The 13,844-nt window shown below is 29.0% G+C and carries 14 protein-coding genes; all 14 read right to left on the reverse strand.

The genetic code is table 11. The annotated features are described in order from the left end of the window. Positions 1 to 44: 44 nt before the first annotated feature. The gene (gene tgt / locus BQ5344_RS10810) at positions 45 to 1,226 is read right to left on the reverse strand and encodes a tRNA guanosine(34) transglycosylase Tgt (protein ID WP_071125550.1); all 1,182 of its coding nucleotides are present in this window, start codon (positions 1,224 to 1,226) and stop codon (positions 45 to 47) included. A 29-nt stretch (positions 1,227 to 1,255) separates the two neighbouring features. Then, complete coding sequence (locus BQ5344_RS10815) at positions 1,256 to 2,017, reverse strand: TatD family hydrolase (RefSeq protein ID WP_071125309.1); 762 nt, start codon at positions 2,015 to 2,017, stop codon at positions 1,256 to 1,258. Positions 2,018 to 2,088: 71 nt separating this feature from the next. After that, on the reverse strand, positions 2,089 to 2,691 hold the full coding sequence (locus BQ5344_RS10820) for a hypothetical protein (RefSeq protein ID WP_071125310.1): 603 nt from the start codon (positions 2,689 to 2,691) through the stop codon (positions 2,089 to 2,091). Positions 2,692 to 2,720: 29 nt separating this feature from the next. Further along, positions 2,721 to 3,410: a hypothetical protein gene (locus BQ5344_RS10825; protein ID WP_071125311.1), complete on the reverse strand. Its 690-nt coding sequence runs from the start codon at positions 3,408 to 3,410 to the stop codon at positions 2,721 to 2,723. Positions 3,411 to 3,609: 199 nt separating this feature from the next. Then, a complete protein-coding gene (locus BQ5344_RS10830; RefSeq protein WP_071125312.1) occupies positions 3,610 to 3,789 on the reverse strand; it encodes a hypothetical protein in 180 nt (59 codons plus the stop codon). A gap of 147 nt (positions 3,790 to 3,936) precedes the next feature. Then, positions 3,937 to 5,721 carry an AIPR family protein gene (locus BQ5344_RS10835; RefSeq protein ID WP_071125313.1) on the reverse strand — a complete coding sequence of 595 codons (1,785 nt, stop codon included), beginning with the start codon at positions 5,719 to 5,721 and terminating at the stop codon, positions 3,937 to 3,939. A 63-nt stretch (positions 5,722 to 5,784) separates the two neighbouring features. Further along, positions 5,785 to 6,264, reverse strand: a complete 480-nt coding sequence (locus BQ5344_RS10840; RefSeq protein ID WP_071125314.1) for an S-ribosylhomocysteine lyase — start codon at positions 6,262 to 6,264, stop codon at positions 5,785 to 5,787. A 57-nt stretch (positions 6,265 to 6,321) separates the two neighbouring features. Beyond that, entirely contained in the window at positions 6,322 to 7,248 is a 927-nt protein-coding gene (locus tag BQ5344_RS10845) for a D-alanine--D-alanine ligase (RefSeq protein ID WP_071125315.1), read from the reverse strand. Positions 7,249 to 7,502: 254 nt separating this feature from the next. Continuing rightward, positions 7,503 to 8,441: an Hsp33 family molecular chaperone HslO gene (locus BQ5344_RS10850; RefSeq protein WP_071125316.1), complete on the reverse strand. Its 939-nt coding sequence runs from the start codon at positions 8,439 to 8,441 to the stop codon at positions 7,503 to 7,505. Positions 8,442 to 8,676: 235 nt separating this feature from the next. Beyond that, entirely contained in the window at positions 8,677 to 9,264 is a 588-nt protein-coding gene (locus BQ5344_RS10855; RefSeq protein WP_071125317.1) for an N-acetyltransferase, read from the reverse strand. Further along, positions 9,264 to 9,428 (reverse strand): hypothetical protein, encoded by a 165-nt coding sequence (locus BQ5344_RS12315; RefSeq protein ID WP_162840186.1) that lies wholly within the window; start codon positions 9,426 to 9,428, stop codon positions 9,264 to 9,266. The genes BQ5344_RS10855 and BQ5344_RS12315 overlap by 1 nt, the downstream gene beginning before the upstream one ends. Positions 9,429 to 9,605: 177 nt before the next feature. Continuing rightward, entirely contained in the window at positions 9,606 to 10,250 is a 645-nt protein-coding gene (locus BQ5344_RS10860) for a DUF4878 domain-containing protein (RefSeq protein ID WP_071125318.1), read from the reverse strand. 126 nt (positions 10,251 to 10,376) lie between these two features. Next, the gene (gene lpxD / locus BQ5344_RS10865; protein WP_071125319.1) at positions 10,377 to 11,393 is read right to left on the reverse strand and encodes a UDP-3-O-(3-hydroxymyristoyl)glucosamine N-acyltransferase; all 1,017 of its coding nucleotides are present in this window, start codon (positions 11,391 to 11,393) and stop codon (positions 10,377 to 10,379) included. Between the two features lie 118 nt (positions 11,394 to 11,511). Continuing rightward, complete coding sequence (locus BQ5344_RS10870) at positions 11,512 to 13,839, reverse strand: BamA/OMP85 family outer membrane protein (RefSeq protein WP_071125320.1); 2,328 nt, start codon at positions 13,837 to 13,839, stop codon at positions 11,512 to 11,514. Positions 13,840 to 13,844 lie beyond the last annotated feature (5 nt).

The following is a 13,844-nucleotide window of genomic DNA, read 5'->3' on the forward strand; positions in this document are numbered from 1 at the left end:
ATGAAATAAATAGCACATTTTTATTGCATTTTATTTTCTAATTGTTATATCGACTTTGGCTTTATCCATTCACTTTCTTTCCCCATGGCATAGTTTTTCAGCACTTCTTCCTTATATTCCTTAAACCTTCCATCAATAATTGCCTCACGTGCATTATCCATAAGTTTTAGCAAAAAATGCAAATTATGATATGTTGCAAGCCTTTGTCCCAAAATTTCTCCAGCCTTGAATAAATGTCTTATATACGCTCTCGTATAATTTTTGCAGGCATAACAGTCACAACCTTCATCAAGTGGTCTGTCATCTCTTGAATAAATCGCATTTTTTATAACAAGACGTCCATACTTCGTAAATACAGTACCGTGTCTACCAATTCTTGTAGGCTGAACGCAATCCATCATATCAATTCCATGTTCCACAGCTTCAAGCATATCCACAGGCTCTCCCACTCCCATTAAATAACGTGGCTTATTTTCAGGCAGTTTTGGTGTACTATATTTTAAAATTCTATACATATCCTCACGTGGCTCTCCTACTGCAAGTCCTCCTAAAGCATATCCAGCAAACCCATAATCATGCTCATACAGCTCCTCAAAACTTTTATCCCGTAAATCCTCATAAATTCCACCTTGCACAATTGCAAAAAGCCCTTGCTTATCCTTATTTCTATTTGCTTCAATACAACGCTTTGCCCATCTCGTAGTTCTTTCAATGGACGGAATCAAATATTCACGAGTTGACAGTCCTGGCGGGCATTCATCCAGCACCATCATAATATCACTTCCTAGATTATTTTGAATCGAAATAGATTTTTCAGGCGATAAAAAATGTTTTGATCCATCTAAATGCGAACGAAAATGAACCCCTTCCTCTTTTATCTTTCTCAAATCTCCAAGACTAAATACTTGAAATCCGCCACTATCAGTAAGTATTGGCTTATCCCATCTCATAAATTTATGAAGACCGCCAAAATCATTTACCAGCTCATCTCCAGGACGTAAATACAAATGATATGTATTTCCTAAAATAATTTGAGAATTAATCTCTTCCAATTCCTCTCTAGTCATCGCCTTTACAGTCGCCTGTGTACCAACTGGCATAAATACTGGTGTTTTTATCTCTCCATGTGGTGTTTTTATAACTCCAGCACGTGCATTTCCATCTTTTTTTTCTAATTTATATTCTATTGGATTTTTAAAATCTTTATTTTCTTTTTCAATACACATTTTATCTCCTATTTTATTTCTAAATTCCATTATATTCCATAAATTTTCTTAGCATTTTCAGTAGTTACTTTAATAACTTGCTCTACCGAAATTTCCTTGATTCCAGCAACTTCTTCCGCTACATATTTTGTATAAATCGGCTCATTTCTTTTCCCTCGAAAAGGCACAGGTGTCAAATACGGACAATCTGTTTCCAGAACAATTTTTTCCAAAGGCAACTCCTTCACAAGCTCCTTCGTCTTTTTATTATTTTTAAACGTCAAAGTACCACCAATTCCCAAGTAATACCTATCTAAAAACGGCTTTGCCGCTTCTAAAGAACCTGGATAACAATGCAAAATTCCGCCAACATTTTTATAATCCTTTAAAACATCAAGTGTATCCTGCAAAGCCTCTCTTGTATGGATAACAACTGGTTTTTTTACCCTTTCTGCAAGTTCCATCTGCTTTCTAAATCCAGCAATCTGAACATCCTTCGGATCTTCCATCCAGTGATAATCCAGCCCAATTTCTCCAATTGCGACAACTTTTTTCTCAGTCAATGCCAATCTTTCCAGTTCTTTTTCCACTTCATCACTATATTTTTTTATATCCACAGGATGAACTCCAATCACCGCATTCACAAACGAATATCTATTCGCAAGCTCAATGCTTTTAAGTGAACTTTCTAAATCAAACCCAATGCTTACAATCCCTTCCAGCTCATCCTCAATTCTTTTCATCACATCATCGAAGTCCTCTTCAAACTGTTTATCATAAATGTGTGTATGCGTATCAATTATTTTACTCATTTTAACAAGATAAAGTTATTCCAAAATTTCAGAATAACTTCATTTCCTTTCTAAATTTAATTTTTTTGATTTTACTGTTTTACAATCCTATGAAATGTCCATTCTTTATTTACTTTTTTCAAACTTATTGTTGCATTTTGATAAGTAAATATTTTTGTAGTCTTAACTTTTTCTATTGTAAAATCACTCATTAGTTGGAATAATGTTGAAACCCATTCAGGTTTTATATTTTTCTTTGGTGTAGTTTTTAAAATTTCTATTGGTTTCCCAGTTTTTTCTTTAAACCTTTTAGAAACTACTCTCATCATTTCATCTTCACTAAAGTTTCTACTATCTAATTCAGGAATCTTTATTTCAAGATCTAAATTAACAATGTCACTTGAAATATATTCAATTTTTTTTATAGAATATTGCGTATCATAAACAAGCTGTTTTGCCATCCCGTCAGTTAACGCCATTCCAAGTCTTTGACTGCTTTGTGTAGTTAATTCTGCCTCTCTAATACCCTCAGCCTTCTGTTTTTCCACAAATTTTTCAAAAGCCTTTTCTATCCCTGCATTATTTTTCTCAATTTCTTCTTTTTGAATTTTCACATTTGGCTTAACTTCCACCTTATAATTCACAGAAAATCCAAGACTTGTTGTTAGCAAAAATAATATTAATATCTTCTTCATTTACTCATACCTCTTCTAATTTATTCACATTATTTTCCAAAATTTTCAAACATAGAATCAAAAATATCAAAACCATCGCTTTCTAATGTTTCTTCATCTTTATATTCCCATTTTTTCTGATTTTTTTCCAAAATCATTTTTCTCTTTTCAGTTTCATATTCAAATTCATTATTATCCAATCTTTTTATCATTTCATTTTGAGATTCAGACAAAATTATTACATTTGCTTTCAATTTTTCTTCATTGGACAATTTTTTGATTTTTTCCTTATCCAATTTATATCCCAATTCTTTTGAAACTTTATCTTCAAGTTTTTTGTTAAATTCTTCAGAGAACATAATTTCAAAAATATTCGGAGATTTTTCAGTATAAATTATTTCCACTTTGTTTTTTGAAATAAAATTAATTTTTTCAATTTTATAAATTGTTTTTTCATAAACTTTGTTATTCATCAAAACATTTGGCATATTCACTTTAAAATTTTTTTCACCTGTTTCCAAATCAGCATTTTCCGAATATCCAATACCCTTATTTTTACTTTCTATCCTATCTGAAATTTCTTTATTAAAAACTTCAACAACTTTTTCACTTTGATTTTTCATTTCCTCTTCTGATAATTTTAAACTCTTATTTTTCGTAATTTTAAAATTTTCTTTTTTTAATTCAAATGAAAAACTTAACGAAAAAATAACCAAAAATAAAATCAGTATTTTTTTCATAAAACTCCTTTTTTTATATTAAATTTTTAAATTAAATTTTATTCAACTTCAATTCCACATCAAAATCTTCTGCAAATTGCTCATCGTAAATGTGTGTATGTGTGTCTATTATTTTTGCCATTTCAATCCTTCCTTTGTTACAAAAAATTTTTAATTTTTATGTTAAAAAATTCCAATCTTATTAATTTTCTAAAATGTTCTATTTTAAATTATTCATTATAATATTCCATTTTCCATTAATTTTTGTTGCTTCTACAGTTCCTTCTTTTTCATCAAATTCTTTTATATTTTTAATTTTATCTGAAACCGTTTTTGATACTATATCTATCAAGGTTGGCATCCATTTCTTTTGAAAATCTTCCCCTGAAACATTTGACAAATATTTTATTGATTTTCCAGTTTATTTTTTTCCGATTTCTTCTTTTTGAATCTTCACACTTGGCTTAGTTCTCACCTTATAATTTAAAAAAAGTTAAGATAATAAAAATATTGTTAAAAATTTTTTTCATTTTATCACTTTTGTCTACTAAAGTTGCATTTCTAACAATTCTAAAGCACGTGATCTTCCTTTTGATAAAATTTTATAGTCAATTTGTTTTTTTATCATAGCATTATACTCTAAACCATATTTTTCTTTATACTCCTCTATATAATAACTACTTACAAGTCTCGATATTTTTATAATCTTTTCTATCTTAGAACTACTATCAAGATTTTCTTTTATCTTATTAATCTGTCTATTATCACATTCAAATTTAGCAAAAGAATCTATTGCATAATATAAAATAGGAATCCTACCATTTATATCCTCTTTTTTTACTTCTTCTAATTTTTTATATAATAAATATAAATTCAATATATCATCATTTGTTGTTTGTTTTATAAAATCTACTGCTCTATTGTATTCTTTTTTATCTAATTTTAACATATTTTTCTTTTCAGTATATGCATTATAACCACTTTCTACAAAAGCATTTATTACTTGTAATAATTTCTCCAAATTAATATGTAGATCATTCAGTTTTTTAATTTCTTTTAATTTAAATTTTTTAATGTTTTGATTATTTGAATCTATTAATTTAGAAATTGTTTTATATTTCCTTTTAAATGATTCTTTATCACTTTGTTTAATTAAAAGTAAAAAACCTTTTTTTTCAAATTCTACCTGTAATCTTCTAAAAATTTCATTATTTGCTATAAAATTTTTTTCATTAATAGAATTTTGTGAATTGTTATATTTCACTATATCATTGTATAATTCTTCTTCTTCAAAATTATTTCTATCAATTTCTAAAATTTTTACCATAACAAATGTATTTTTATATTCTTCTTCTACATTCATTTCATTACTATTTTTTAAAGCTTCATATATAGAGTTCACCGTTTGACATCCATTTACTATTTGTGGATTTTTAATTTCAATACTTTGTAATAATTTATTTTTATCTTTTAAAGATTTAAAAGTACCAATTTTATCGCATATTATTGTTATTCCATTATTATAGTAGAAAAAATTATTTCTATCTTTCTCATCCATAAGTGTATTATAGATTTTTTTATTAATTTTATTATTTCCTAAATATTCTCTTATATTTTTATCAAATATTGGATATCCTTCATTTTTAGATTTTTTATATATTTCAAATATATTTGAAACTGGTGTTAACACATACTTAGCATTTATAATATTTTTTAAATTGTAGGCTTCTGGATTTATATTCAATGCTGTACCTTTATTTACAGTTTTTATTTGAACTTTTAATTCTTTTCTATTTTGTTCACTTTCTCCATAATATTTTTCTTTTATATCTTTTAAGTAATATACTTTAGAAATGTATTTAGAATTTCTTTTATTAAATTTTTTTATATATTCTTCTATTTCTACTGATACCAAATCGTTTGTTACATAAAGCTCTAAATAGACAGTAAATTCTGGGTCATTTTTATATTTATCAAATATATTTTGTAACTCTTCAGATCTATTATATGTTCCATTTTCTAAAGCCGTTATACCTCTTAATAAAAAATCATTTTTTACATAATTTATATTTAATTTAGTTTTATCTGTATAATATTTATTTTGTATCAAAAATAACTCTTTTGTATCTTCATAAAATTCATACGCGTCTATTCCCATGTCATTATACTCTATTATTTTTTCTTCGATTAATTCTTCTTCTTCATAAAAAAGTTTATCTAGTACCCAATAATTAAATGCCCATTCATCCTTTTTTATATTTCTAATATTTTTGAAATCTTCTTGATACTTTTCGATATCTTCTTTAATTTGTTTAAAAAAATTGTTATCCATTGTCACTCCCTGCTCTTTTAATTCTTTTTATTTTAAAAATACTCTACTTATCTCATATTATTTCTATTCAGGATAAACCAAATTCGCTTCCGTCAAATTCTCCAAAGTTTCTTCCAAAAATCTTTTCGACTCAAAATTAGCCATCGCCAAGTTTTGATCCAAATAGTTTCCACATTCAATTGCAGTTGCTCCTGGGATTGCTCCTTTAAATTCTGCCATAAATTTGTAAAGTTCCTTCATTAAATCAACAATGTCCTTTGATTCCAGTTTTCCTTTTAAGATAAGATAAAATCCTGTTCTGCATCCCATAGGCCCAAAATATACGATTTCATCTTTCCAAGTTGGATGATTTCTCAAAAAAGTTGCTCCCAAATGCTCCATTGTATGAAGTTCAGCAATGTTTATTACTGGCTCCCTGTTTGGCAATTTCATTCTTATATCAAAACTTGTTAAATAATTTCCATTAACTTCGTCTATTCTTGAGACATAAATTCCTCTGTTTAATCTGATGTGATCCACTGTAAAACTTGCTATTCTTTCCATACTTTCCACTTCCTTTTTATATTTTTATTTTCTATATTTTTCAAATTTTTAAGTTATTTATCTTTCCACTTTTATTGAAGATTCTATTAATAAGTCCAATGTCTGTGAATAATCATAACCTTTTGAAGCTGTACTTTTTGGCAATAGACTTGCAGATGTCATTCCAGGCGATGTGTTTACTTCCATAAAATATGGCGTTTCTTCATTTACCACCATAAAGTCTATTCTTGCAAATCCTTCACATTTTAGCCCGTAATAACTGTCTTTTGCAAATTTATTAATTTCAGCCTGCACTTTTTCAGGAAATTCAAACACATATTCATTTGCTCCGCCTTTTGCATATTTTGATTCATAGTCAAAGTAATCTCCTGCAAGAGCCTCAATTCTTAGTGTTGGAAAAACTTCCCCATCAATCACAGGTACGCTTATTTCCACACCATGCAGAACTTCTTCAATCAATGCCTCCTTATCCATTCCAAAAACAAGTTCCAGCCCTTTTTCAAGTTCTTCCTGATTTTCCACAAAACTTACTCCAATGCTTGAACCACCGTTATTTGGCTTTACTACAACACGATTTCCCAATTCTTTTTTTATTGTTTCAAAGTCAACAGTTTCGCCTACACGTACACTTTTCCATTTTGCAATTCTAACTCCATATCCAGCCACAATTCTTTTTGAAAATTCCTTATCCATACAAACTGCACTTGACATCACTCCAGGCCCGCTGTAAGCCACTCCCAGACTTTGCAAAATCGCCTGTATTCTCCCATCTTCTCCAAATATACCGTGTAAAGCAATATAAACAAAATCCAGATTCAAATCTTTTACTTTTTCAAAAACTTCCATTTCTGAATCAATCACAATATCAAAAACCTCATATTTATCTCTATTCAAATTTGCTACAATTTCACTTCCTGTCTTTAAAGAAACTTCTCTTTCAGTTGAAACTCCCCCACGTATTACTCCTACTCTTAATTTTGACATTTTCTCTTCCTTTCCAGTTTTTTTATTATAATAAATCTGCATCATAATCAAATAACTGTTTGCTTTTTATAAAAATTTAAAATTTCTAACAACTACAATGTTTTTATAAATCTAATTTTTATCATTTTTTTCCAATATTTTTACAATAAAACTTTTATATTTTAGATTAAAAACACTGTATTCAGTTTGATTTCTGCATTATTAATTCTACAATTACCTAAAACAGTATAAACATAATTCCAAGCAAATCTATTTTATAAATTTTTAAAATCTTCTTTTCCAAAATCATATTTTTTACCGCAAAAATGGCATTCTACCTGAATTTTACCTTCCTCTTCCAGAATTTTATCAATTTCTTCTTTTCCAAGCGTGATTAATCCCTTGTAAAACTTGTCTTTAGTGCAATTACATCTATATTCCAGCTCTGATTTTTCCAAAATTTCAAAATCTTCCACATAAACCTTTTTATGAGCACCATCAACATCTGTCTCTTCCTCAAATACCGAAATATCCTCATAAAGCAGTTCCACAATCTGCTCAAGGCTCATTCCACCTTCCAGAAGTTCAGTAATCGTCCTAATCTGCTGTAATTTATTTTCCAGTTTATCAATAAATCCGTCTTCCACACCTGGCAACAGCTGTATCAAATAACCTCCAGCCCTTTTTACTTCTCCATTTTCATCCAGTTTTACACCGAGTGCAATAACTGATTTTATCTGTTCTGACAAAAGAAAATAATGAGCAATTATATCTGCAATATCCTCTTCATTTATTTTTGTAACGCCAGAAAACGGATCACGCAGCCCCAAGTCCTTTATAACTTGCATCGTCCCATTTCCAATAAATCTCACTTGCCCAGTCTCATCTTTTATAAAATTTCCATTTTCATCAATTATCTGATGAAACTTTTCTTCAGGATTTCCAATATAACCTTTTACTTCCCCTTTCATATTCCCAGTTGCAAGCATATTTCCATAAGGTCCATCTCCATTTACTTTAACTGTCACTAAATCCTTCTCATTTTTCAAATCTTTCCCCATCATAGCTGTCGCTGTCAATAGTTTCCCAAAAACAGTTGTCGCTATCGGATCAAGTCCATGTACTTTCTTGGCCTCTTTTACAAGTTCTGTAGTATCACAAACAAAAAACCTGGCACATTTGCTTGTCCCTCTAATTATTTCTGATTTTCCCATATTTTTTCTAACATCCTTCTTTATTTTAAAATTATAATTATTCTACTTAAATCCAAATTTGCTTAATTTCATCAATCCGATTTCAATTTAATTCAAGTACATTTTTAAAAATTACATTACTAGAATATCACATTCTATACAAAAAAACAAGATAATTCATTTTTCATCAAAATTCAAAAATTTTAACCAAAAAAAATACCACTCTTTAAATCAACAGCAGTATTTTTCATCCAAATCAATTTTGCCTATCCAATTTCATCATCATAACAACCAACCCATCTTTAGAAATAAAATTATCTATCTTCTCAAAGCCAAATTTTTTATAAAAATCTATAAGTTTCTCTGAATTTCTACATTCCAGCCAAACATATTTTGCATTTATCAATTCCTTTGCTTCTAATACTACATTAAATGCAGACGTAAGCAAATCTTTTCCTCTTATATGTTTTTTACTAGATAAATTATAATTTTTCCCTAATTGCCCAATTAAATAACTATTTACAATTATATGCCCATTTTCAAGTATTTGTCCACTTTGCATTAATTTTTTTCTTCTACTGTTACTTAATTTATCAACTCTTTCTTTAAATAAAATCAAACTTTTATTTGAAACAGCAAAACATCCCAATAATAGATTATCATTATTAAAAATTAAATGTGTTGTTGAAATTGAATTTTTTTCAAAAAATGTAGCTTTATTATGTAAAAAAATTTCTATATCCGTATTTCCCCTACTTTTAAATTTGCTTAAAACTTTATCTTGTAAATATTCTTCCGTATTATATTTTAACAAATCACTTATTGATAACCTCAATGTTTCCATTATTTCATCCCTAATATTTTCTTGATTCTTTTCTCATCGGTTATTTTCGTCACTTTAATATCTGTTAAATTCGGTTTTCTGTCATTCTCCAATGCTTTTATTAAACCATCTATCTCCTTATCAGTCTTAAACTCTGGCAATCTTAAAAAACTTGATGTAGCCATTTTTATTCCTCCCTTTTTTATTTTTACACTACAATTATACAATAAAAATCTTTAAAAATCAACTTTTTTTAATTCTATTTTAATTAATATAAAAAAATTTTTGTAAATAAAAAACAACCAGACTCACTTATAAAAGTAAAAGAATGATTGTTTTATTTAATAATTAAATTATTTTATTTATTTATTTTGATTTCTAAGTTCTTCGGGTTTTTGTGTTAATCCAGTTGATGGTCCTGTCTCTGGTAATTCTACCGCTGTTTCTTCTTCAGCTCCACCAAGTGTGTTTAAGTTTGATAATGTTGTGTTTAATTTACCAAGTAACACATCAATATTTTCTGCTGTTAAAACTATTTTTTCTCCATTAGCTGTTTTCTTAACTACAAATTTTGTGACATTTTTTGATTTTGGTTTATCTTTTGCTTCAAGTTCTTCTTTAAATCTGTCATCAACTGACATTAAATGAGAACCGTTTCCTGAAAAAGTTTCTTGTGTCATTTTTTTGAAAACTTGTAAAAATATTTTTTCAACATCCACATTTGTTACTTCTACTGTTACAATTGTTGTTTCATTATCTTGTTTTTCTGTCTTGACAATTTTATATTCAAGATTTTTTAATAATGTCTTGAAAAGTAATTCTTGAATTTTATTGTTATACTTAACATCCAAGTTCCCCTCAAAACTATCATCAATCGCATATTTTGCCGCCTCTTTCATTTTTTCAGCTTTTACACTCTCAATAAATTTTGACACTGTTTTGTCAGGTCCTGACCCACAGCTAACTATGCACAAAAGCATAAAGATACCTAAAAGTATTTTTTTCATCTATAACTCCCTTCTCTCTCTATTTATAATATTTTTTATTATCTGTTATTTATTCTACATCATTTGAATTAATAAGTCAAGGAAGTTTTCAAATTTCACAACTTTGATGTGCAAAATTTTATATTTTTATTTTTTTGCTTCCGTTTTTTCCAATTCTTTTTCCAGCTTTTTTATTCTTTTTACAAGTTCAGGAACTTTTCCCATCGCCATTTTTATTCTCAAGTCTTCTATATGTTCACGAAGCGGATAACCTGACATTTGCTTACCATCCGGCACATCATTAGTTACTCCAGATTTTGCGGCAATCACTACATTGCTTCCAATTTTCAAGTGTCCTGCCACTCCAACCTGTCCTGCAAGAGTCGAATTATCTCCCACTTCCACACTTCCAGAAATACCAGTCTGAGCCACAATCAGACAATTTTCTCCAATTATGTCATTATGGGCAATATGAACAAGATTATCAATTTTTGTACCTTTTTTTATAATTGTATCTCCAATTGCTCCTCTGTCAACACACGAATTTGCTCCAATTTCAACTTCTTCTCCCAATATTACGTGTCCAATTTGCTCAATTTTTACATTGTTTCCGTTAATTTTTACAAATCCAAACCCGTCAGATCCTATCACAGCTCCCGGCTGCAAGATTGTACCTCTTCCAACTTTTGTAAATTCCCGTATTGTTACATTTGAATAAATTATACAGTCATCACCTATTTCAGTTCCTTCAAAAATTGAAACATTTGGATAGATAACAACATTTTTTCCAATTTTTACATTATGTCCAATATAAGTGTTTATTTTTGATACATTTGCACTTTCATCAATTTTTGCAGAATTTTCTATCTGATTTTCAAACGGTTGTAATTTAGGCTTAAAATAATTTAGCAATATCGGCATTAACTCTCTAGGATTACCTTTTACAACAATAAAAGTCTTATTTGCAGGTAAATTTGGCAAATTAGGAATAATCACAGCTCCTGCACTACATTTATCCATATTTTTTAACATCTTTTCATCTGCCGCAAACGTTAATTCTTTCTCATTTGAATGAAAAAACGGAGCAATTCTTGTAAAACTTAACTCAGTATTTCCTTTTATTTCTCCATTTATCAATTTTGCAATTTCTTTTATATCATACATTTTGAACCTCTCCTTGCTTTGATTGTTAACAGTTATGAAATTTTTATAAAATTATAGGGATGAAATTAATCACCCCCTATAATTATTTTTAGTTTATATTTTAGTTAGTCTGAAAAAACTAGAATGATTGTCCAAAGCTAAAGTAGAATTTACCTTTATCTTTTTTCTCACCTTTTTTCTCAGGATCCATTGGCCAACCATAATCAAATCTTAATGGCCCAATTGGAGTATTCAATCTTACCCCAACTCCATAACCTTTTTTAAGATCTTTAAAGTCATGAGCATCTTTTCTGTTTGGTTTATAGATTTTTTTACCTGTAATTGGATCTCTTGAATCTTTTTGCCAAGCATTTCCTATATCAAAGAATGCTACTAACTGCAATGTATCGTTAATTTTTGTTCTATTTTCAATAGTTGCATGGAATTTATCAAATCCATCAAACGCACTATAATCATATCCACGTACAGATTCAGCTCCACCTATGCTAAATCTTAATGCTTCTGGAGTTCCACTTCCTGTTGTTCCCCAAGCTGCTCTATACGCCATTACATTTTTTTCACCAAAGAATGTTGGATGGTAAGCTCTTAAATCTGTTTCAAACTGATCGTATTTTCTAGGATCTTTTATAAGTTCTCCTCTTTCATACGACATTGTTGCATACAATCCTTTTGTAGGGCTGAACTTATTATCTCTTGTATCTAAAGTAATTGTTGGTCCCATTGCAAACAATTTATATTTATCATTTACTTTTTTATTTCCAAACAATTCTTTATAATTATCATATCTTGCAGAGAAACTTACTCCAATATCTTTATTAAGACCCTTACCAATTGTCCAACGAGTTCCGTATTTCTTAACTTTTTCTACTTCATCAGCTTCAGCATTGTCATCTACTGATTGAGTCCAATAAACTGCTCCTCCAAGTTGAACTTGCTCAGTTCCTTTTAACCAAGGATCAAACCAGCTAAGTTCAAATGTCTTATCTCCTTTATTTGAAGCTGAAAGTGTAAGTGAAGCATCTTGTCCTCTTCCTAAGAAGTTTGAATCTGATAATTTAAGTTCTCCTACTAATCCAACTGAAGTTCCGTAAGAAATAGTTCCATTAATTGACGTAGTTGGACGTTCTTCCACAAGTAATTTTATAACTCTTGCATTTGGATCATTTTCTTTTCCTTCAATTGACGGTACTATCTTAGTAAACATTCCTGTTCTATAAAGTTCTTTTACTGTACTTTCAATATTTTTCTCTTGGAAAATTTGCCCTGGTTTTAATTCTTGATATCTTTCAAATACATAAGGTTTTGTTCTTAAAGTCGAACGTTTTGAGGATTGTCTTTCGTTATCATTTTTTTCTGGTGCTTTTTCAAATGTAACAGAATCAACAACTCCTTCTGTCAATCCGATATTTACAACTCCTTCATTTGAAACATTTATTGTTTCAACTCTCGCTAAAGAGTATCCATCTTTAGCATACAATTTAAGAATTCCATTATCGTCTGGATTCAATAAATTACCATTTAAGATTTCTCCTCTTTTTATACCTAATGCTTTTTCTAGCTCTTCATCTTTATAAAGAGTATTTCCTTCAAAATTTATACTTTGTACATCTGGATTTTCTTGAACTTGGTAAACTATAGAAACTGTATTATCAGCTTTTCTGTCAATTTTTGGTTCAACTGTTGCAAAATATCCTGATTTGAATATTTTTTGTGCTCCATCCACTGCTCTTTGCGGTATAAAAATATCTCCTGCTTTAATTGGTAAATCTTTTAAATGTTCTGCCTTATCACGTTTGTTTGTACCTTCAATATCTACATTTGCTACTGTATATTCTGTTTCTTTTTGCATTTCTTCTTGCATTCTTTGTCTTTGCAGAACTGTTCCAGCATTTTCTACTTCTGCAACTTGAACTTCTATATTTACCACATTTCCACGAATTCTTGGAATAACATTAGCTTCTGCTACATATCCCAATCTTTTAAGTGCTAAATAAATATCACTTAAAGTTTTATTTGAATAAGTATCTCCTGTTTTTACAGGCATTTCAGGTATTAAAACATCTGGTGTAATTTCATTCAATTTTGTAAATTGAATTGCTCCAATTGTTAAATCTTCTCTTGCCTGTTCCTGAGCTTCAAAGATGTTGTTATTTTTTCGATTTCTTCTTGCTTCTTTTCTTTTTTCTTTTTTTCTTTTTTTCTTCACTTTTTCTGATAATTGATTAGCCATATCAATTTCGTCTTGACTATATCTAATTTTAACATCTGATATCTCATCATTTTGCTCTTCAGTTCCAGTAGTACTTGTTGTTGTACTGCTATCGGCTAACTCTTTTCCAATTATCCCGCTTTTTTCTTCAGCTTGCGACAAATTATTTACAGATACAAATAATGTTACCGCAATAATCAAAGCATAAATTTTATTTTTTACTTTTTGTTTTGACATTTTTC

It is taken from the genome of Leptotrichia massiliensis, from assembly GCF_900104625.1.
GTDB lineage: Bacteria > Fusobacteriota > Fusobacteriia > Fusobacteriales > Leptotrichiaceae > Leptotrichia > Leptotrichia massiliensis.